Annotated in this window: 27 protein-coding genes and 1 pseudogene; 24 read left to right on the top strand and 4 right to left on the bottom strand. The window is 34.0% G+C overall.

Annotated elements, in window-relative coordinates; all coding sequences use genetic code 11:
* The first annotated feature begins 207 nt into the window (after positions 1-207).
* From LD272_RS03685 to LD272_RS03700, 4 genes are all read left to right on the top strand, one after another.
* On the top strand, positions 208-699 hold the full coding sequence (locus tag LD272_RS03685) for a DUF2975 domain-containing protein (protein ID WP_226035237.1): 492 nt from the start codon (positions 208-210) through the stop codon (positions 697-699).
* A 10-nt stretch (positions 700-709) separates the two neighbouring features.
* Positions 710-925 carry a helix-turn-helix domain-containing protein gene (locus LD272_RS03690; RefSeq protein ID WP_226035238.1) on the top strand — a complete coding sequence of 72 codons (216 nt, stop codon included), beginning with the start codon at positions 710-712 and terminating at the stop codon, positions 923-925.
* Between the two features lie 29 nt (positions 926-954).
* A complete protein-coding gene (locus LD272_RS03695; protein WP_226035239.1) occupies positions 955-1,374 on the top strand; it encodes a hypothetical protein in 420 nt (139 codons plus the stop codon).
* Positions 1,375-1,574: 200 nt separating this feature from the next.
* Positions 1,575-1,886, top strand: a complete 312-nt coding sequence (locus tag LD272_RS03700; protein WP_226035240.1) for a hypothetical protein — start codon at positions 1,575-1,577, stop codon at positions 1,884-1,886.
* Between the two features lie 157 nt (positions 1,887-2,043).
* Here the strand turns inward: LD272_RS03700 and LD272_RS03705 are convergent, their stop codons facing one another.
* Positions 2,044-3,387: a multi antimicrobial extrusion protein MatE gene (locus LD272_RS03705; protein WP_226035241.1), complete on the bottom strand. Its 1,344-nt coding sequence runs from the start codon at positions 3,385-3,387 to the stop codon at positions 2,044-2,046.
* Between the two features lie 255 nt (positions 3,388-3,642).
* Between LD272_RS03705 and fosM the strand changes: the two genes are divergently transcribed.
* The 9 genes from fosM to LD272_RS21725 all read left to right on the top strand — a co-directional run bounded on the left by fosM (position 3,643) and on the right by LD272_RS21725 (position 8,815).
* Positions 3,643-4,062, top strand: a complete 420-nt coding sequence (fosM, locus tag LD272_RS03710; RefSeq protein WP_226035242.1) for a FosM family fosfomycin resistance protein — start codon at positions 3,643-3,645, stop codon at positions 4,060-4,062.
* A gap of 102 nt (positions 4,063-4,164) precedes the next feature.
* The gene (locus LD272_RS21370) at positions 4,165-4,287 is read left to right on the top strand and encodes a hypothetical protein (RefSeq protein WP_255639629.1); all 123 of its coding nucleotides are present in this window, start codon (positions 4,165-4,167) and stop codon (positions 4,285-4,287) included.
* Positions 4,288-4,382: 95 nt separating this feature from the next.
* Complete coding sequence (locus tag LD272_RS03715) at positions 4,383-5,282, top strand: CPBP family intramembrane glutamic endopeptidase (protein WP_226035243.1); 900 nt, start codon at positions 4,383-4,385, stop codon at positions 5,280-5,282.
* Positions 5,283-5,813: 531 nt separating this feature from the next.
* Positions 5,814-5,984: a hypothetical protein gene (locus LD272_RS03720; RefSeq protein WP_226035244.1), complete on the top strand. Its 171-nt coding sequence runs from the start codon at positions 5,814-5,816 to the stop codon at positions 5,982-5,984.
* 39 nt (positions 5,985-6,023) lie between these two features.
* The gene (locus LD272_RS03725) at positions 6,024-6,797 is read left to right on the top strand and encodes an SDR family oxidoreductase (protein ID WP_226035245.1); all 774 of its coding nucleotides are present in this window, start codon (positions 6,024-6,026) and stop codon (positions 6,795-6,797) included.
* A 167-nt stretch (positions 6,798-6,964) separates the two neighbouring features.
* The gene (locus LD272_RS03730; protein WP_226035246.1) at positions 6,965-7,159 is read left to right on the top strand and encodes a hypothetical protein; all 195 of its coding nucleotides are present in this window, start codon (positions 6,965-6,967) and stop codon (positions 7,157-7,159) included.
* Between the two features lie 500 nt (positions 7,160-7,659).
* On the top strand, positions 7,660-7,869 hold the full coding sequence (locus LD272_RS03735) for a hypothetical protein (RefSeq protein ID WP_226035247.1): 210 nt from the start codon (positions 7,660-7,662) through the stop codon (positions 7,867-7,869).
* Positions 7,870-8,043: 174 nt separating this feature from the next.
* Positions 8,044-8,508: a hypothetical protein gene (locus LD272_RS03740; RefSeq protein WP_226035248.1), complete on the top strand. Its 465-nt coding sequence runs from the start codon at positions 8,044-8,046 to the stop codon at positions 8,506-8,508.
* Between the two features lie 229 nt (positions 8,509-8,737).
* Positions 8,738-8,815, top strand: a complete 78-nt coding sequence (locus LD272_RS21725) for a hypothetical protein (protein ID WP_439647378.1) — start codon at positions 8,738-8,740, stop codon at positions 8,813-8,815.
* Positions 8,816-9,158: 343 nt separating this feature from the next.
* Here LD272_RS21725 and LD272_RS03745 read toward each other — a convergent pair whose 3' ends face one another.
* The gene (locus tag LD272_RS03745; protein WP_226035249.1) at positions 9,159-9,872 is read right to left on the bottom strand and encodes a DUF2161 domain-containing phosphodiesterase; all 714 of its coding nucleotides are present in this window, start codon (positions 9,870-9,872) and stop codon (positions 9,159-9,161) included.
* Positions 9,873-10,368: 496 nt separating this feature from the next.
* On the opposite strand from LD272_RS03745, the gene LD272_RS03750 reads away from it, so the two are divergent.
* From LD272_RS03750 to LD272_RS03790, 9 genes and pseudogenes are all read left to right on the top strand, one after another.
* The gene (locus tag LD272_RS03750; RefSeq protein ID WP_226035250.1) at positions 10,369-10,911 is read left to right on the top strand and encodes an NADPH-dependent FMN reductase; all 543 of its coding nucleotides are present in this window, start codon (positions 10,369-10,371) and stop codon (positions 10,909-10,911) included.
* 194 nt (positions 10,912-11,105) lie between these two features.
* Positions 11,106-11,951 carry an aldo/keto reductase gene (locus LD272_RS03755; protein WP_226035251.1) on the top strand — a complete coding sequence of 282 codons (846 nt, stop codon included), beginning with the start codon at positions 11,106-11,108 and terminating at the stop codon, positions 11,949-11,951.
* Positions 11,952-12,099: 148 nt separating this feature from the next.
* Positions 12,100-12,792, top strand: coding sequence for a DUF421 domain-containing protein (locus LD272_RS03760; protein WP_226035252.1), 693 nt, complete (start codon positions 12,100-12,102; stop codon positions 12,790-12,792).
* A 192-nt stretch (positions 12,793-12,984) separates the two neighbouring features.
* Positions 12,985-13,138: pseudogene (locus LD272_RS03765) on the top strand (DnaB-like helicase C-terminal domain-containing protein); the annotation flags it as partial.
* Between the two features lie 70 nt (positions 13,139-13,208).
* Complete coding sequence (locus LD272_RS03770) at positions 13,209-13,388, top strand: hypothetical protein (protein WP_226035253.1); 180 nt, start codon at positions 13,209-13,211, stop codon at positions 13,386-13,388.
* A gap of 411 nt (positions 13,389-13,799) precedes the next feature.
* Entirely contained in the window at positions 13,800-14,369 is a 570-nt protein-coding gene (locus tag LD272_RS03775) for a GNAT family N-acetyltransferase (RefSeq protein ID WP_226035254.1), read from the top strand.
* A gap of 332 nt (positions 14,370-14,701) precedes the next feature.
* On the top strand, positions 14,702-14,986 hold the full coding sequence (locus tag LD272_RS03780) for a hypothetical protein (RefSeq protein ID WP_226035255.1): 285 nt from the start codon (positions 14,702-14,704) through the stop codon (positions 14,984-14,986).
* 94 nt (positions 14,987-15,080) lie between these two features.
* Complete coding sequence (locus tag LD272_RS03785) at positions 15,081-15,263, top strand: PspC domain-containing protein (RefSeq protein ID WP_226035256.1); 183 nt, start codon at positions 15,081-15,083, stop codon at positions 15,261-15,263.
* Positions 15,264-15,604: 341 nt separating this feature from the next.
* Positions 15,605-17,179: a Vga family ABC-F type ribosomal protection protein gene (locus LD272_RS03790; protein WP_226035257.1), complete on the top strand. Its 1,575-nt coding sequence runs from the start codon at positions 15,605-15,607 to the stop codon at positions 17,177-17,179.
* Positions 17,180-17,344: 165 nt separating this feature from the next.
* On the opposite strand, the gene LD272_RS03795 is transcribed toward LD272_RS03790, so the two are convergent.
* A complete protein-coding gene (locus tag LD272_RS03795; RefSeq protein ID WP_226035258.1) occupies positions 17,345-17,746 on the bottom strand; it encodes a carboxymuconolactone decarboxylase family protein in 402 nt (133 codons plus the stop codon).
* A gap of 470 nt (positions 17,747-18,216) precedes the next feature.
* Here LD272_RS03795 and LD272_RS03800 point away from each other — a divergent pair, with 470 nt between their 5' ends.
* Together LD272_RS03800 and LD272_RS03805 are read left to right on the top strand one after the other, a co-directional pair.
* Positions 18,217-18,378 carry a hypothetical protein gene (locus tag LD272_RS03800; protein WP_226035259.1) on the top strand — a complete coding sequence of 54 codons (162 nt, stop codon included), beginning with the start codon at positions 18,217-18,219 and terminating at the stop codon, positions 18,376-18,378.
* Between the two features lie 259 nt (positions 18,379-18,637).
* Positions 18,638-20,113, top strand: a complete 1,476-nt coding sequence (locus LD272_RS03805; RefSeq protein WP_226035260.1) for a protein adenylyltransferase SelO — start codon at positions 18,638-18,640, stop codon at positions 20,111-20,113.
* Between the two features lie 301 nt (positions 20,114-20,414).
* On the opposite strand, the gene LD272_RS03810 is transcribed toward LD272_RS03805, so the two are convergent.
* Positions 20,415-21,254, bottom strand: coding sequence for a hypothetical protein (locus LD272_RS03810; protein ID WP_226035261.1), 840 nt, complete (start codon positions 21,252-21,254; stop codon positions 20,415-20,417).
* Between the last annotated feature and the right edge of the window lie 31 nt (positions 21,255-21,285).

Genomic DNA, 21,285 nt, shown 5'->3' on the forward strand with positions numbered 1-21,285 from the left:
TACAGTCATACGAAAGTCGCTACCATCTCAACTGTCAAATTTAAATTTACTATTCGTACTTTGAAACTGAACTGCTTGTTCTAATTTTTTGTGAAATCAAAAAAACGCCAAACAATAATAATTGAATTAAAATCAATAATATTTTATTGCAAAACGATAAATCAAGTGGTAAAGTCAAATTAATAATAAATAAGTGAGGTGCTTTTTATGAAACAAGGTTCAACAATCTTTTTAAAAATAGCTCTTATTCTAATGGGAATTCCAGTTCTTGCTTTATGTCTATTTTTGTTGCCACAGATAGCAAATGAAGCGAATGAACAAGCAACAAGAGGTTCTGATTTGGCGTATGTAGTATATGGCATTTTAATGATTATGTATGTTTCGACGATACCTTTTTACATGGCTTTTTATCAAGCTTTTAAACTTTTAACTTATATTGACAAGAATAAAGCTTTCTCGAAATTATCTGTAAGAGCTCTAAAGAATATAAAAAAATGTGCGATTACGATCAGTGGCTTATATGTAGTAGCTCTACCATTGATTGCTATCATCGCGGAATGGGATGACGCACCGGGTCTGATATTAGTCGGTATGGTACTTATTGGCGCTCCAATGGTTATCGCTGTCTTCGCTGCTGTCCTACAAAGGCTTTTACAGGAAGCCATTGATATAAAATCAGAAAATGACTTAATAGTCTGAGGTGAATAACATGGCAATTATAATTAATATTGATGTGATGCTTGCTAAAAGGAAAATGAGCGTAACGGAACTTTCTGAGAGGGTTGGAATAACAATGGCTAATCTTTCTATATTGAAAAACGGTAAAGCAAAAGCAATTAGGCTTTCAACTTTAGAGTCAATTTGTAAGGCTTTAGAATGTCAGCCAGGGGATATTTTAGAATATCAAAGTGAAATTGACAGTTAAAACATTTGATAAATTAAGGGGATGAGTTAATGAAGAGATTATTGTCGTTCTCAATTTTAATTTTGTTAATTACTATCTTAGCGGCTTGTACGGATAAATCTGGTACTCCTATTGAAACAAATGAGAATAAAATGATTTTAACTATAAATAACAACGCTAACTTTGATTTTTACTCTATGGAAGTTGTTACAAGTGGGAGTACAAGCGGTATGGTTAACGCTGATGGTTCTAAACTAGAAAAAGGAAACTCCCTTAGATTCGAATATATTGACGAAGTGGATGTTGAATTAGAAGGAGAAGCATCATTTGAATTTGTACTTGTTGGTAAAAAACAAACTAATAGAGTGCCATTGGAGACTTTCACAATTGAGTTAGCACCAAATATGGAATACTTCTTTGAAATTACAGGTGATTCAATAGAGGAAGCTGATTTAAAAAGAGTGAACTGATTTTGTGGATAAATGTACTTAGACGAAAGGTTTAAAGAGTTTAACAGAGGGGGATTAAAATTAGATGATTTCGTTTCGGCGGAGTTACTTACGAAATAGCATAATTAGCAGACAGGAATATTAAATAATAAATTAAGAATGTAAAAGTGATATACTACAACTTATAACTAACAGATTCATGGTTAAAAGGAGACGATGTAATGAAAATCAAAATGATCATCTTTCTAACATCTACAAAAGAGAAGAAAGAGAATAATAGAATTGAAACAGTAATGAAAACATTTGAATCATCGATACGCCCTGTTAAAGGAGATATTATTGATGACCCCGGATTTGACTCAAGATTTCATAATGGATATGAGGTTGTAAAAGTTACCCTGAATTATGAAACTAACGAATGCTATGTATCTCTTCATCCACTTGCAATGGAATTAGAGGAAATTAGTATCAATGACTATATAGACAAACTTGTAGCAAATGAATGGCGTATTATTTCAAAAGAAGAATATTAACTTAGCAATATAAATCTTGTTGTACAACTGAAGCTATTGCTAAGAAGTAGGTTAATTATTTGAAGATAATGAGCTACAATGTATTTCCTGATGGGAATAAAAAGACATCCTTTTGCCTAGAAACCTTATATAGGGATTCTTGTTTCATAAAACTAGACTAGATTCTTGTGAAAAGTGATGTTTTCTCTTTTTCACTTGGCGCACTTCCCATTCGTTTAAATACTATGATAACAACTATTAAACCAATAACTTCCCCGAGCGTTGATGCAATAGACCCATTTAATCCGTTCCACTCAGGAAACAAATTCACAAGAAAAATTAATGCAATGATTACCGTAGTAAGATTAAGGATTTGCGCTATAAGTATTTTATTTGTTTTTCTTCGTAACATGAAAAAGCCATTCATAAAATCCACCCAAGGAAAAACAATTGTTTTAACAATAAAGACTTTTAGTACATTTATCGTCGCTTCTGCTAAGGACGCGTTTGCTCCCATCACGACACCCATAAACCAGGATCCTATAGGAGTAAAACAGAGAGTGCTAAGTAATATGGATGGTATAAAACTTATCACTATAGTAAACCTAGCTACTTTTTTACCATGTTCTTCATAAAATTGAAGTACTAATTGATGAGTATAGGAAAAAAAACTTAACACCATTCCAGTTATGCTAATAGCAAGGGCAAAGGAGGCTATCGCCAAATTCTTATCACTTGTTTTGGATAAAAAAACATAAATAACAGGAATTAGTAAAGTTTGAGAAATAAAATAAAATAATACCGGGAAGTAAAACCGAGTAACTCCCTTCATTTTCAGCTTTGACCGGCTTCTTTTTTTTCCATTTAGCAATGACTGTCCTTTCCAAACACTAATAATCGACTCTACAGCCATGCCAATTAAAAAAATCATTGCTCCAGTAAGGCTTGTTATGTACCCAGAAACAACAAATAAATAAGAAGCAATTAACATTGTCGCAAGTCTTACGACAACCATAATCGTTAGCCACTTCGTTTTTTGCTCCCTAATAATTATTCCTTCGTATATCCCTCTAATTCCAGAGAGTACCATAACAACCGTTAGTATTTTAAACGTATTTGAGATAGTCTCAACCATATTAGGTTCAGCATTAAACCAATGAACAAATACCCAATCACCAATTGCTGTAAATCCCAAAATAAAACAGATAAGCAAAACAGCAGCCACAACATATAGTAAAAATAGGAAAAGCACCTTAAAGGACTTTTTATCCTTTACCAATGCAGAGCATGTTTGTCTAAAGATTATTAACGGCTTCTCTATGATACCAAAAATGGACATAGCAATTGCATAACAGGCGATAATAAAGGCTGCATTTTCCCCTCTACTCATCGTTCCATTTATGATTACATGTGTAATGGCAGTTAAACTTGCTGAAAACCCTAAAGGAATAAAGAATGCTAAAAGTTGGTTATAGGAAAAATGCCCCTCACTTCGCAACGTATCTTCCGCCTTTCGATTCAACTCTAGTATTGCCCCAGCATTAAGAAGTTATTGTACTTCATATCCATTTTGTTATACCTTTCCCTATGGATATTCAAAGGTATTTATAGTTAAACTTAGACACTTTAACGATTTCTTTTTTTAATAAGAAGAACAAATGGAATTTTATGTTAAAATGATATGTGAACTTATGTACTTAAAGTAAAGATTCAGAATAAGACTTGTTTTCTTTGTAAGATGGTAATAGTAATAAGTTTAAAATTGAGGTGATACGGTGTGGTAAAAGGGCTTAATCATTTTTTGTTTTCAGTGTCTAATTTAGAGGATTCGGTTGAGTTTTATAAAAATGTGTTTGATGCAAAGTTGTTAGTTAAGGGAAGAAGGACTGCCTATTTTGATTTAAATGAAATATGGCTCGCACTTAATGAAGAAAAAGGTATTCCTCGTAATGAAGTTAGTCAATCATATACACATATAGCTTTTTCAATAGAAGAAACAGAATTTGATAGTATGTACTATAAATTACAAGAATTGAATGTAAACATATTGTCAGGTCGTCCAAGAGACGAAAGAGATAAAAAATCGATTTACTTTACTGACCCAGATGGTCATAAGTTTGAATTTCATACAGGAACTTTACAAGACAGGTTGGATTATTACAAAAAAGAAAAAATACATATGGAGTTTTACAATTAAATTATTTTCTTGTACAAGCAACAGGTTGCTTTGTAGAGGTTGTGAAGGATTAGACTTAAACAAATGGGTGAGATTAATAAATTTATAAAATGGGGAGTTCATATGTGGATTTTACTACTACTTGTTGTTATAGGTGTCGGTACTATTGTGGGACTTCTAAAAGAACAGTCAAATCAAAACAAAAAAATCATTAAAATACTTGAAGATATAAATAAAAACAAATAATGCTGTTCATCAAAGGGTACAATTGCGAACAAAGCAGGTCGTTCTATTGGTGAAATGGCAGAAAAATTGAATGAGACATATAAGGAGGTAGATATATGTCAGAATTGCTGAGTCTTAGAAAAATAAGTGTTTGGTCAGTTATAGGTAAAATTGTTTTGTTGATGGTGTTAAGTTTCCTAGCTTTATTATTTTTAGATTTTACTTCGAATATTGATTTAAATAGAATAAATGATTTATATTCTGTAATTATATATGTAGGTACAATATTCATTTTATTTCGTTCCTTTAAAGTAAAAGGAATAAAGAGAGAACACATTATTGGTAATGTATCTATCCGACATAAAGGATGGATAAAATACATATCTACGCTATTATTCATAATGGTATTTTCGGTCTTTTCGTTTTTGGCATTGCTTTATTTGATTACAGGAATGTATGAAGAACTTATTCAAGAGGTACTTTCAACAACAAATGAACCTCAGAATCCAGTTGGAATTCCAATACTTTTATCAACTTTTATTATTACTGTTATATTGGCACCATTCGCAGAAGAATTATTATTTAGAGGTTTTTTATTTAATCGATGGGGAGTAACAATTGGTCTTGGAAAAGCAATGATGATTAGTTCTATTGTTTTTTCACTTATTCATTTTAATGGGGGTTTCATTGGACAATTTATTTTCAGCATATTCGTTTGCATCATTTATGTAAAGACAAAAAAACTTATTATTCCAATTATTCTGCACGGGTTGAATAATTTAATAGCTATGATTCCTGAAATTCTGGATTTTATCTTGTATTCCCAAACAGAGTCAATTAAAGAACCAGATCCGGGGGAACTAGAACAATTATTGAATTATTTGCGATTAGCCCTTGGGATAAGTACCATTTTTTTTATTATTTTAATTCCTATTATGATTTATATACTTTATCGACTGTATCCAAAAGGAGTTAAGGTAACTCCATATGAAGTTAATAAATTGAAAAGCGCCTAATTGCACCAACGGGTGCTTGAACGAAAGAAGGGCCGTTAAGCAGACAGTTCCTATACTTATTCAAGTAAAGTGTGCTTATCTACAGTATCAGTTCTAGTATGTTAATTGAATCCCTCTCTTATCTTTGTGCTACATGAACGCTAAGATAAGTGGATAGGAACTTAGCTGGAGCTTCTGTGGGCATGTTTGACCTGAAAGCTGAAGCCCTTGGTTCATCAGACGACCAAGCCTATCATGCCCCCTTCACATAGAGTCCGATTTTTATTAACGGTCGGAACTATAAATACTTACTGTAAATAATGGCAGGTTAGTGGAATGGTTCAAACCATAGTATAACGCTGATAATTGTGTTAAATTAATCTAAATAAGAACTAGTATTCTTCTAATATCGGGTGTACTTCAAAAAAGAGGATAATTTTATAGGGGGAAAGTGATCATTGGAAAGGTTATTTGAATGTCTCAGTTTAAAATGCCAACCCTTTTCAAGACCTTATAATTACCTAAAAAGGGGAGTTAGAGGAGCTTAACTCTGTGCAACAATTAATTTATTCTTTTGCTAACGAAAATTACAGCGTAGAATCAACTATAAATTTTAACGGTAATTCACCTTTTGAAAAAATTTTAAAAGCAGTAATTTCTGAGAATGAAATTAAAAGAGACGATTGTAAAATAAGCAAGAGAAAATTTGGGATAAAGTGGTAGTTATGCTTTACACCTATTCAAAGGAAGTGGTGGGTTTTTGTGGAACAATTGAATGAAAAAATTGCTTTAGTTACCGGTGTAAGCCGTGAAAAAGGAATAGGAGCTGCTATATGTAGAGAATTGGCGAGTTCAAACTATCACATATTTTTTACTTATTGGACAGGATATGATAAAAAAATGCCTTGGACAATGGATTTAGAGGAGCCTAAATTGTTGGAAGAAGAGTTAAAAGAAAATGGCGTTAAGGTATCAAAAATGGAATTAGATTTAACTCAAAATGACGCACCGCAAAAACTATTCAAAACAGTTTATCAAACTATAGGCTATCCTGATATCCTAATTAACAATGCCGCATATTCTACGAACAATGACTTTTTAAGTTTAACAGTTGAAGAGTTAGATCAACATTATATGGTAAATATTCGAGCAACAACAATGTTAAGTTGTGCATTTGCTGAAGGATTCAATAAAAAATCTGGTGGAAGAATTATTAATATTACCTCTGGTCAGTTTCAAGGTCCAATGCCTGGTGAATTAGCCTATGCGACTACAAAAGGAGCCGTAGATGCACTAACGGTTACATTGTCTGCTGAGTTAGCCTCCCTGGGAATAACAGTAAACGCTATTAATCCTGGGCCGACAGATACAGGTTGGATGACAGAAGAAATTAAAAGTAAATTAAAACCAATGTTTCCGTTTGGAAGAGTAGGCGAACCAAAAGATGTTGCAAGAACAATAAAGTTTTTAGTAAGTGATGAGGCAGAGTGGATTACAGGTCAGGTGATTCATTCAGAAGGTGGATTTAAAAGGTAGATACTCTAAGGAATTTTTTATTAAAGAGATCTACTTTGGTGTTGCATTAAATGGTGCGTTACTTCAAAATCAAGCTGTCTTAAAAGGCGGCTTTTAATGTTGTACTAAGGGGTTAGATAATGAAAATGTCGAAATACTTGTATTATAAAAGATAGGAGGAATTTATTTTGTTTTTATTATCAGTAATAGGTGGAATACATATAGGGGATGTTATCGTTCAATTAATTTCTCTATTACTTCTAATTGCTTTAGTTATAGGGATTATTTCATTGATTGTTATCTTTAACAAAAGAAATAAACGACTAAATAAACTAGAAGAAAAATTAGATAAGGTAATGACGGATAAAGAAATGAAAAAATAATAGTGTTATTAAGAAACTGGAGATTATCTTCAATTAAACTTTATACTTTTATGTGTAGACAAAAAAATGTTGTTATTGACAGATTTAACCACTTCCTTTCTAGCTGAAATGCTATTATTCTGGATCAATAGTCATACCAACACCAATATCATTTTTCTGCCATTTCCGCTGTTGGCTGAAATGCAAAGAATATTGGTTTTCTAATAAGGAATACCACCTTTATGTAAATTATCTATTATTTAATTTATAAGCTACTGCTATTTATGGTGCTAAAGATACTGCTTTTTAATTTATTATTTCACCTGTTTTTTACACTTTCTCCACGGCATCGGAACTATTTAGTTAAAATTGGCGACATTTTTACTAATAATGCTCTGTTTGATTGTATGCCAGCTCATGGTATAATGAAAAACTTAGGATGATTACGACTTTTGCTCATAATTGAACGGAAATGCCAAGAAAGCTTCCGCTAAAGCGATGAAATTTGGAGGTGTAAGAGTTTGAATAAACGATGGACAATCGATAAAATTAATGAATTTGTTGAGAAAAACTCGGATAGTAAGTTACTAACGACGGAGTATCACGGATTTTCTCAAAAATTACTATTTAAATGTGCGTGTGGAAACAATTTCGAAAAATCATTTACCAAATTTAAAAATAAAAACCAACGTAAATGTGATGTTTGCCAACCACCAAAAGCGTCAAACTAAGTATATAGTCAATAAATAAAGTGCCGATCTCTATTATTTAGAAGTTGGCACTATTTATATTTTGGGGGTAATCATATAAAAGTAAGGCATGTGTTAAGTCCGCCTTTTGTGATTTAAAAGAGTAGTCCTATTTTTCTACTATAATTCATAGAGTAGAACTAGGAGGTGCTGTAAATGGTTAATCATGGTAAAGAAATATTTCAGGATTACGTTCCCCAGCTCATGACTATTATTGTAAGTTTAGCGTTAGCTATTGTTGCAAAACAATTATCTGGAGATATAGCGAACACGCCATTAATACCTTTTATAACGGATCATTATGGATTGATTTTTAATAGTGAACATTTGAGTATTCTGCACAATGTTTTGATACCTTTTATCATGTATTTATTTTCTTGTGGGTTACTACTATGGATGGGAATTACCAATTTGGTTACATATAACGAAACGGGTGCCAAGTCATTAATGTTCTTAAAAATACTTTTAGGATTCTTCCAACTTTTGCTTTTTGGAATACTTATCTTTTTTGACGCGAAATTATTTTCCTATTTTATGTTATTAGTATTCACGGTAATAATACTAGTTGATATTCTCAACTATGCAGCATCTTTTCATGAGGTGGAGACAAAACATAAATAGTTACACAGAAATCATTAGTAGAGAAAAACCATTAAGTAACAAGAGGATCGTAAATTAACGAACTTTTTTCTGTTTTCCTACATATCCCTTGCTTAAACACTACTTTTGTAGTAGATTGAATTCTTGTGGTATGGAAAGAAAACTCAAGTAAGGGAATGTAGAAAAGATGAGTGGTTTAAAACATTTAAGTAATGATTTATTGATTGATTCGTAATTAAAAGCTATATCATTGAAATTAGAAAGCGGTTTCATTGATTTGCTTTTAAATGAAATCACTACAAGAGGAATAGAGTCGAGAATTAATTAGAATTTAGTTCTTTTTTGATTTAATGAATTTTTAAAATTATTTATATAACTTAAGTGAACGTCAATTTGATTCAAGTCTTAGACACAATATAACTCTAGTATTCTTGTGGACTAAACTTAAGGTACTATATAAACACTAATCAACAGGTCGCTGAGAAACTGTTTTTATATTTTGTATATATTATATTCTAAGCGCGAAAGGCAAAACGTTAGAAGTTTAATCTTAATTATTTTTTAACCATGAGAACTGTATAAATGGTTACTTCTTTTAATTTCCCCCGTATTATTCTGCAAACAAAAGCACCACAATTGTGGTGCAAATATACACACTTTAAGACTCTTTTTCATTCTTTTCTATAATAAGACAAAAGCTCGGGATATTCCTTCAGCTCTTTTTTGCCTTTAGCACTAAGAACATAGATTCCTCGTCTAATTCGATCAAACCATCCATAATAGTTCTTGGTTAAAATTGATGCCGTTTTTTTACCGGTTCCCATGTCAGTTAATGCCTTTGGAGATAGTTCACCAGCATCATCAAGGTAACAAGCGATTTGAATACAGTTCTCTCGGTAAGCGGTCATGATTTGTGTTCTGGTTGTTCCGCCTATATTGAAATCGGCACTTCGTCCATCAATTTCTTTTAATAATTCTTGTCGCTTACGTTTGTTTTGACCTGTACTTTTTTTGGGGTTAGTTGGTGTTGGTTCAAAAATAATCTCTGTTTTACTAGCTTTTCCTGAAAATGAAACGAGAATTAGCCCTAAGTCCAATCTTTTTACTAACCGGCGTATATCTGTCCATCGTTTTGATCTTGGTTTGTACTTTGGTTTTGGGACGGCAATGTAGACAAGCTCCGATAAGCGCTGTCTCTTTGTTGCTTGGATGAGTAAATCAATACTTAAATTTAGTTTTAATTCAATGATGATTAACTCATCATCTTTGACTATTGCCATATCACAATCTTTTACTTCTCCATAGACTTGATAACCTTCCCGTACAAAGTGAGTCTGGATGGGTTTATATAAATCAGACTCTTGAATCTTTTTTGTTTCCTTCATATGTATGCACCGTCCAATTTAACTATTTCAACTCTAATTTTATCATAAATGTCTTCTAGTTAAATTAAACAAATACAACTTATAGTAATGTCGTTGATTATCATTCAAATTTTGATTTATTTTATATAAGTTAACTATTCAATCCAAGGAAGAAGTAGTGGATGAAAACTGTAATGTGTCTGATATCAAATAGCTATACCAAGACTATTGGTTTTTATTTAAATGATATCCGAATATAATATAAATAAGGGCACTGGTGGTATCCAGTCTTGAAATAATTATTAGGACTGCTGTTTAAAGTACACTTGGCCAAATCCTGATTAGCGCTATTATGGATGCACTTGAAATTACTTTTGCTAGTAATCATGTTCAGTCTAATATTCTTTATTTATAGTGTTTCTTTGCGTGCAGAACCAGTTTTATTTTCTCATCTTAAGACTAATGTTAAAATAAATAGAACAAGAGTAGAACAGTGTATTAATAGGAGGCATCAACTATGAAGCTTGTAGGTATTTCAGGATCATTAGCGGGTTGGAAGACAAACGTAGCTGTCCATAATGCTCTAGAGGCAGTAAAATCTTTCGACGCAACGGTTCAAACAGAATTAATTGATTTAAGAGACTATGAGGTCGAGTTTGTTAATGGTGATCCGTTAGCTTATTATAATGAAGATACATTTAAAGTGGTAAATAAAGTGTTAAATGCTGACTTCTTGGTGATTGGAACGCCAATTTATCAAGCATCCATTTCTGGCGTATTAAAAAATCTACTCGATCACCTACCAGTAGATGCTTTTAATCGTAAAGTAACTGGTATGGTAACAACAGGAGAGATTGAAAAACACTTTCTTGTGTCTGAATATCAATTGAAACCGATTCTTTCCTATTTGAAAGGATTGGTACCTAGTAGCAACATTTTTATTCATAATGATTCATTTAGTGATGAGAATGAACTATTTGATGATCAAGTACTAGAACGATTAAATGCGTTTGCTAAAGAAATGGTTTCTTTGCAGCAAAGTATTGAACAAAGAAAATAACATATAGTTCGCTTAACAAACCATAAACAACGGATAAATAGTTGTTTGCGAACAGGTTGTAACCATCATGTCAGATACTTGTCTGACATGATTTTTAACTAGGAAACAAATAACGGATACACCAGCAGCCTAAAGCTATCTTAACTATTCAGAATTATGGTAATCTTAGGTTAATAATAAGAGGAGTGATTAAGATGGATAAATTAATTCCTGAAATAACATTGAATGATGGCGTTACATTGCCAGTTATTGGTTTTGGGACATCTAAACTTAGGGGCAACCAAGGTGCGAGTGCGATACAAAGTGCTATTGATGATGCAGGCTATCGATTAATCGATTCTGCTTATAATTATGAAAACGAAGGTGCGGTAGGTGAAGCTGTTAGACGCAGTTCGGCTCCTAGGGAACAGTTAAGAATTACCTCTAAGTTACCAGGCCGTTATCAAGGATACGACAAAGCGATTACTACTGTTGAAGAATCCTTATACCGTGCTAATCTAGACTATTATGATTTATATCTGATTCATTGGCCAAACCCTAAACAAGGATATTACGTGGAGGCATGGCAAGGGTTAATTGAGGCTAAAAAACAAGGTCTTATTCGGTCGATTGGTGTTTGTAATTTTTTACCTGAACATATTGAACGGTTAGATAAAGAAACAGGAGTTAAACCGAGTGTAAATCAAATCGAATTACATCCTTTTTTTAATCAAGCACAACAAATTAAATGGCATGAAGAGAATGGTGTTAAGACACAATCCTGGAGCCCGTTAGCTCAAGCAAAAGAAGTGTTACAAAATAGCACGATTAAACAGATTGCGGAAAAGCAAAACAAGTCAATCCCACAAGTTATTCTGCGTTGGCATTATCAACTCGGGTCAATTATTATCCCTAAATCTGTATCTACTGAGAGACAGATTGAAAATAGATCTATTTTTGATTTTTCGTTAGATATAGCGGAAATGGACCTTATTTCAGGATTAACACGATCTGATGGCAGACTTAACAATCAAGATCCTGCTATCTATGAAGAATTTTAATTTATTTTATTAAAAAGGTGTCGGCACTAAAAATGGACAAACGTTCATCAATGGTGCATGACACCTTTTTGATATGACATTTTAACAAGTATGAATAGTAACAACTAGGCAATAATGTTGAGGGGAATTCATATTAGGGGTTGAATAAATGAATGAATATTTATCTATTATAGTTGAGTTATTATGGGGTTTTGTATTGTTATTTATTGTGGTAAAGTTTCTAGGTAAAACGCAATTTTCACAAATTACTCCTTTTGAATTTATTTCTGCAATAATTTTAGGAGAACTAGTAGGTAATGCCATCTATGATCGTGAAATCAATATTAGTCAAATAACGGTTGCTATTTTAACTTGGGGTATCTTTATATACGTTGTAGAAATGTTAACTCAAAAGTTTAATGGAACAAGGAAGCTGCTAGAGGGAGAACCAAATATAGTCATCCATCAAGGACAAATAAAATTCGATGCTTTAAAAAAAGCCAAAATAGATATTAATAGTTTACAAAGCATTATAAGACAACAAGGTTACTTTTCAATCCAAGAAGCAGAATTTGCAATCTTGGAACCAAATGGTGAAATTAGTGTTCTGCCTAAGTCAGAATATGATACTCCCAAAAATAGTGATTTGAACGTTCCTTCTAAGCCTGTCCATTTACCAATAACAGTTATTTTAGATGGGAAAGTTGTTTATGATAATTTAACAGAGGCCAGAATTGATGAAAAATGGTTAAAAGATCAATTAGCGGTGCAAAGCATTACTGATTATAAAGAAGTCCTTTATGCCGAAGCGATTAAAAACAAACCACTTTATGTCGTAAAGTATGAAAAGAAATCTAGTTAATTTAATCAGGGTGTCAGGTACTTGAAATGGACAAGCTTCCATCTAGTGGCTGACACCTTTTTATAATTTCAGCACTTAAGGTCCAGAAGTTTTTTCGCTATAGGAATTATCCTGTTTTCCCCAAAAAAAACTTATTTAATCCAAAAGCAACACCTAATAACGCCCTTCTTAGGATTATAGTTTTGACTAAGAAAACAAAGGAATGATAAACAGCTATTTATGTCCGACTTAAGCGAGTCGGGTAACATCGAGCAAGATGCGGATATGATTGCATTTTTACCGTGATGACTACTACGACAGAGATAAGCAAAGAAATCGACCGACTGGAACGTTGAACATTTATTAAGGAATTCGTACAATTTTTGAATCTGAGTTAAGAAGTTGTTACTAATAGATAAATTAAAGGGAGGAAAACTATGATGGAACCTAAGGTATTCAAAGTGAGTTTTACGGTGATTGTTGAAGAAGTAACAGAAGGAGGTGAGGGTCAATTAAACCTGAAGGAGAAAGCGAAGGTTGGGCATTTAGCTAAGACATTGGTAACCACAGAGAAAGACAAGTCATGCCTAGATACCACGCTTGTCACAAATCACTAAATGAGAGTAATAGAGTCCGAGAATTAATTAGAATTTAGTTCCTTAAAAGTCAGCCATCTAAGAAAGTCTTTTTCTTTGATGGTTAATTTTCGACTGAGTGATTTTTCAAAATGCCTTTTATATTTTAAGTAAACATCAATTTGAGTAGTATACAAATCCAAAACTCCTTATAATTCCAAGTATTCTTATAGGTAATATAAGTAATGGTACTATATAACCAGTTATTTGTAAAAATAAAAATTCATAACTGTCAAAGTTTCAACGGGATACTATGAAAAGTAGATGGAAAAATTCAGATAAAGTTGATACCATTAAACAGAAGGGTGTGATGTCTTATGGTATATAAATTAAATCGCAATAAGAAAGCAAGATTTGTATTTAAGGGAAAATATATGCAAGGGAGATGTCACATTGATAACGAAAGAAGAAAAATTTGATATTGTATCAGAAACAGAAAGATTAGTGATAAGACCATTAAATAAACAGGACTATCAAAATTGGTTGAATGAATTTAAAAAACGGGAACCATCTCAACACAGATACGATAAAGGTAAAGTAGACATGAGTGAATGTACCTATCAATGGTTCGTTCATTTGGTTGATAAACATCAGGAATTAGCGTTAACCAATATTGCCCACGTATTTGCATTATTTAGAAAAGACGATGGGACACATGTAGGTATGGTAGATTTTTCAACCTTAGCCAGAGATGAATTCAAGTGGGCTCGAATTGGATACACTATCCATAATCAGTATTGGAGAAAAGGTTACGGAAAAGAAGCGGTGACTGAAGCGCTTAATATTGCTTTTAACCATTTAGATTTTCACCGCATAGAAGCCCATATCAACGTAGATAACTCTGCTTCATTCCATCTAGCTGAAAGTGTAGGAATGCAGTATGAGTGTACTAGAAAAGGGTTTATTTTCGAATTTGGAGAATGGACTGATAATCTAGTTTATTATAAAAATTATACTGATTAAATTTCAACTGAAAGGGCGGTTGTTCGATTAAAGCAGTCGCTTTTTCATTAAATAAATGCTTTCAAAGAAGGATTTACGCACCTTTTATTGAATTAGTAGCAGAGCATGGTATTTAAAAGTTTCTTTTAAGTAAACAGAAAGTCTGATTTTAAAAGGTGAGCATATGAATTTTTTAAAAGTATTATTTCCGGCTATAGTTGTTTTGTTACTACTCACTACGGCTTGGGGAAGAACAGGCAACAATGCGGAGGATATAACTAATGAAGAAGGATATGCTCTTTCCTCACAAAGTAGTTAGGAAAAGAGGATTTATGGAGGAGTAGTGATAAAACATGGCAATTGTCGTGGGATATGTGATCGCAATTTCAGCAGCGATTATTGCTTATCAACTTAGCAAAAGTAAGTCGAAAAAGCGAAAAAATATTGTTTGGGGCATCGCTCTCATGCTGTTAATTTCACCTTCCTTATCTTTTTCAATAGGGTTAACCTATGCAGCTTTAGTTCGAAGTGGTTGGGCAGGATTGATTATGTGGTACTTGTTTCCGATACTTTTCATTATCGGACTGATTCTATTACTGGTAGGTATCTTTAAGAAAAAAGAAATAGAAACCAGCTAGTTTATTCCGCTCAGTAACAGCAAACCGCACATATACTAGAGTAGATTCTTCAAGGTATGAAGACAACGCAGTCAAAAGTTGGAGGAGAAGTACAGTGAATCAGAAATTAAGAAAATCATCGATAGATAGGTCAATATCCGGAGTTTGTGGAGGTATAGCCGAGTACTTTGGTATTTCTTCTTTTATGGTAAGACTATTATTTATCTTTTTGCCTGTGAATTTATTAATCTATATAATCCTTGCTAACACGCTTCCTGATAGTCCTCCATCATTATAAATATTAGTTGTGAAAGATCTCCGGTTAAGGACCGTTTGACAATTATTGATGTATCATATAATGTAAATATAACTAAAAAACGGAAGGGTGAACCAACTAGATGAAGTACTAATCCTATTTACGAAAGCGATTAATTGAAGGTTAGATTTTTAGCAGATGAATTTTCTGCTTTATTTTGATGCCTTTAATCGAAGTTTTCAGAATTAGGATTGGATTTCTATAGTTGAGCCTAAAAGAAGTGTCTCTTTTTGGTGTCCACCTATATCTATGCCTCCTAATCTGAATGTAGATAGGGGGCATTTTTTGTCCCAGCAATTTTTTAAAAAAATGGGGATGATCAAGTGATTTTAATCGAAGCGCTTAATGTCAAGCACTATATAAAGGGCCGTTTGTTATTAGAAGTGGATCAATTGCAAATTCATAAACAGGACCGAATCGGATTAGTTGGTCGTAATGGTAGTGGGAAAACAACTTTGTTGAATGTATTGGCTGATATACTATCTCCGGATGAGGGGAAGGTTACTCGTTATGCCGATTGTGAACTTTTACCCCAGTTGAAAATAACGGATACAACAAAAAGCGGTGGAGAAGTGACTCAAGTCTATATAAATGAAGTGTTCGTCAAGAATCCGGAAGTCTTATTTGCAGACGAACCGACCACAAATCTTGATACAGAGCATATTGAATGGTTGGAAAAGAAACTGAATCTTTGGCAGGGGGCTTACGTGATTGTATCTCATGATCGAGCATTTCTGGATGCGATTTGCACAATGATTTGGGAGGTCAATGAAGGCCATGTGAACGTGTATAAAGGCAATTATAGTGATTACTTAAAACAAAAAGAAATGGATCTTCATCAAAAGAAAGCAGCTTATGAAAAATACGAGTTGAAGAAAAAACAGCTAGAACAAGCATTGAAATTAAAAGAGAAAAAGGCTGATAAAGCAACAAAAGCGCCAAAAAAGGTTAGCAGATCTGAAGCGAAAATAACTGGCGCGAAACCGTATTTTGCTAAAAAACAAAAAAAGTTGCAACAAACGGCAAAAGCGATGGAAACAAGATTAGAAAAACTTGAAAAAGTTGAGAAAATCAAAGAGACGCCTTCACTCAAAATGAATTTGCCTCATGAAGATACGTTTAAAAATCGAATTATTCTTCGAGTCCATGATGTGTCCGGCATAATTTTAGAACGTGTTCTTTGGAACAAAACAAGTTTTCATGTCCGAGGTGGCGATAAACTAGCAATTGTCGGCCCGAATGGAAGTGGAAAAACAACTTTTATTAAAAAAATTATCAAACAGGATGAAGGTATCACGATGTCGCCGTCGATGAAGATTGGCTATTTTAGTCAAAATCTAACGATAGTAGATGTGAAAAAATCAATTTTAGAGAATGTCAAATCTACTTCAAAACAGGATGAGACATTCATTCGAACTGTACTCGCAAGACTGCATTTCTATAGAGATGATGTGTATAAGACTGTAGGTGTTTTAAGTGGAGGTGAGCGAGTAAAAGTAGCTCTTGCAAAATTGTTTTTGAGTGATATTAATACGTTAATTTTGGACGAACCAACGAATTATCTTGATATCGAAGCAGCTAGTGCATTGGAGTCGCTATTTAAGGAATATGAAGGAACGATTATTTTCATCTCCCATGACCGCCGACTAATCGAAAATATCTCCACACGAATCTTGACTATTCGTAATAAAGAGTTCGAATTATTTGAAGGAACCTACAAAGAACATAAACATTCTCAACACCAACAAGACCGAGATACAAACCAAGACGAACGGCTCGTAGTAGAAACGAAATTATCAGAGGTACTAAGTCGACTAAGTATCGAACCAAGTGAGTCGTTAGAAAAAGAGTTTCAAACACTTTTAGAAGAAAAACGGAAATTAGATACGGCTGATTAACTGATTTATCCTTGTCTTAGTTTGGGTGCGGTTTACTTTAACTCGAAAATCGTCATATAGAAAATAAACAAAAACGGGCAGTGTCTGGCGCTGTCCGTTTTTGTTTACTAGTTATAGACGATTGGAATAGTTCTTCAAACAGAAAAGGATGTATAAGTTAATATCTTAGCTTTGTGAATTGTCTCGTTGTGCAAATACATTTTTCGCGATTGTTAAGGCATTAAGGACTCGTGGGAAACCTGTATATGGAATCAGTTGGATAATACTTTCTGTAATTTCGGTTTGTGTTAGTCCTGATGTTAATCCAGTATTTATATGCAACTCTATCTGTGGTTCAGTGCCCTGGGTTATAAGTGATGAGATGGTTACAAGTGCACGTTGCTGGTTTGTTAATCCTGATCGTGAATAGATATCTCCATAGGCAAATTCTATTATGTATTTGCCGACATCTGGAGCGATATCTTCCAGGTTTTCAGAAATAGTTAAATGTGTGGAGATGTTAGCATTTTCAGTTAACGTGTACTCCATTAACTTGTCTAGTCCTTTTTGGTAACGATCTTTGTCCATTCAAATTTCCTCCTAATGCTGGTAGTTTAAGAAAAGATGGGTAATCTCGATTTCTGTTAACTGCTTGTGTTCTCCAAAAGCATGCCGCTAAAAACCCTTTCTCTACATACTCGACTTTAAGGTACTGTCAAGGCCGTCTTACATCTACACCTTATTGTAGTAAGTTAATTGTAATTTCAATCAGCAGTTGTACTTTATGGTTGTTCATTACGTGTTCGATTCTAGTTTTTGCTTCTGCGTCCCGTTTAGAAAACGAGTCATTTAAAAACTTTAATTGAGTCATTCATACATGTAGTCCAGAGATTGGATATCTCAAAAGCCAGTAAGTCGATTATTTTCAATAGTAGCCATCTGAGACTACCTCCTTTTCATTTAAGATATCCAATACCCTGAAAAATATTGAAATGATTTTTTGATTGAAATCTTCTTACTTTGGAAACAATTATTCTTATAGAAAGGAAGGTGTTACAATGAACAATCGTTTTGATGGAAAAGTAGTGGTAATAACAGGTGCAGGATCTGGGTTAGGGCAAGCAACCGCGTTACAAGTTGCCAAGTTGTTATCAGAACAAGCTGAATTTATCAATGCAGCCGTTATTCCAATAGATGGTGGACAATCTTATAAATACTAATTCATGGGTGGCTCAAGTACTTTTGAGTTTCCTTTTTCTTTTTGAGAAGATGTACACTTAAAACAAAAAATCTACCTCAAGGTAACACAGAGCTATGCTTACTATTTCATGTATCCGTTGAAGAGTGTTAACCTTTATGAAAGGGTATAATAAATTGTTAGGAGTAGACATTAAATTTTAAATTGATGCTAATTTTATATGACAAAAAGAGAAATATTCAGATAGATAAAGACGAATCCAGAGAAGGGGATAGAATCCAATGGAAAATGGAAAAACATTGAAAGAAATAGGATGGAATTTTGACAATTCATACGCCCGTCTTCCGGAATCATTTTTCAAGAGCGTTAATCCAACCCATGTCCGTTCACCGAAGTTAATTTTTCTAAATGATCAATTAGCAACAATAATGGGGTTAAGCTTTCAGGAACTGAAGAGCGAAGAAGGTGTAGAATTCCTTGCTGGTAACCGGATCCCAGAAGGAGCTGCTCCTCTTGCTCAAGCATATGCGGGGCATCAATTCGGTAACTTTACCATGTTAGGAGATGGCCGGGCTGTCCTGCTTGCGGAGCAAATTACACCTGAAGATGAGCGGTTCGATATTCAACTCAAAGGTTCTGGAAGAACACCGTATTCCCGCGGGGGTGATGGTCGGGCGTCCCTTGGACCGATGCTACGCGAATACATTATTTCAGAAGCAATGTATGCGCTGGGTATTCCCACCAATCGAAGTCTAGCAGTTGTCACGACCGGGGAGGCGGTTATTCGTGAAACTGAATTACCGGGTGCAATTTTGACCCGAGTAGCGGACAGTCATTTACGTGTCGGGACCTTTCAGTACGTTGCCAAATGGGGCAAAGGTAAGGATCTCGAAACTCTGGCTGATTATACAATTAATCGGCATTTCCCAGACGTTGAAACTAGCGAAACCCGATATCTTTCGCTACTTCAAGAAGTGATTAAACGTCAGGCAGAGCTAATTGCGAAATGGCAGTTGGTTGGCTTTATTCACGGCGTGATGAACACCGATAACATGGCGATTAGTGGAGAAACGATTGATTACGGTCCTTGCGCGTTTATGAATAGCTATAACCCGGCAACAGTATTCAGTTCGATTGACAGACAAGGCCGCTATGCCTATGGTAATCAACCACCAATTGGAGGTTGGAATCTCGCGCGTTTTGCTGAAACACTATTGCCGCTTTTACATGAAGATTCTGAGAAGGCGGTGAAAATCGCACAGGCTGAAATTTCAAATTATATGGAGTTGTATCGATCTCATTGGCTAGCGGGAATGAGATCGAAACTAGGGATATTTAATGAAGAAACAGACGATGAATCACTCATTAATGACCTCCTTGTAATGATGGAAAAGTATCAATCTGACTATACCAACACCTTTCGCGCATTAACTTTTGATAAACCAGCTGATTTCGTTCTGTTTGGGACACCAGAATTTGCGAAATGGAAAGAGGTGTGGCAGTCAAGATTAGAAAGGCAGGAGGAATCAAGAGCCTCTTCACATCGGTTGATGCAACGCAGTAATCCTGCAGTCATCCCTCGGAACCACCGGGTGGAAGAGGCGCTAGAAGCAGCAGTCGAAAATGAAGACTATAGCGTGATGGAAAAGCTACTGGAAGTTCTTTCTAGTCCTTATGATCACTCGTTGGAACAGGAAGATTACTGCACACCACCCCCAGAATCATCTCAGCCTTATCAAACGTTTTGCGGTACATGACAAGTACTGATAACTTGTATAGTAAAAAGACCATCAATTATGATGGTCTTTTTGTAGGTATTATAGTAAAAATTGCTGTTTAAATATAATTTTAAATTTTTTCATTTATTACTATCTACTATACTAATTTTAGTGTATCATTTTTCGAATATCAAAACACGAGATAAGGACTAGATTGACCATTTAGCTGGGTAGAGTCATCTTTTAATCGGTGCTATGATGACTTTTAGTGTGTTTCCACAAATTCTGTTGACAGTTCTTGAAGGTAGTATTCCCAACACTTGAAGATTTCTCAAGAATATCAGGTTTTCCTGCTAGTAGGATAAAAAGTTCGAATGCTTTTTCCATCTGGACTCATAAATAATTTAAGCTCATAATCTACACCATTTACTTTAAAGTCAAATGGCGCATTAGCTCGAACTGTTCCTATTGCTAATAGTCCTTCAGCGCTTAGGCCGACAAAGAATGTGCCTTTTCGTTTTTTAATATTAATATAACGCTTTTTCTCATAATCGAAAGCCTCTAGGTGGTAACCGACAGTAACAACATCCGGCGTAGAAAATTTAGTTTTATTATCACTTTGACAGGTCATTTTGATTTTATCTCTTTTATGTTTGTTTAGATATTTATTTTCTTCAAGCCAATACTTATACCAAAAATGGTGACCTACTAGATCCCGTCCTTTTTGTTCTCCAATAAAGACATGCTCAAAGCCTGATAAATCCTTGCCGTTATTGTAATTAAACTGGCGAAACCATAGGTCATATAAATAGGTGTACCATTGAAGCTCACTAAATTTTTTGTTAGAGGATTCTTCGGTAAATTTTTTTGCTATTTGACAAGGAGAAGATTTAACTGCCATTTTTAAGAATGCTTCAACTTCTTTTGATTTATATGTTGAATCTTTTTCTGTATCTCTTTGGTTTACGTTGTAGTTATCAAAGAGTTTTTCAATCAAATGGTAGCTATTTCTTTTTCTGTCAGGTATATGTACATCCTTTATAATATGGTGTTCACGGAAGCAGATATTCGTATCGACAACAACATAACCTTGTGACTTATCCATGTTTTTTTTGGTAAAAGTGGGGCGAATGCCGTTTTCATTCATATCCGCATCCCATATTGCTTGATAAATATTCATAACAAACCTCCTTTTAAGCAGGTACCAAGTA

It is taken from the genome of Aquibacillus saliphilus, assembly GCF_020404745.1.
Taxonomy (GTDB): Bacteria; Bacillota; Bacilli; order Bacillales; family Amphibacillaceae; genus Aquibacillus; species Aquibacillus saliphilus.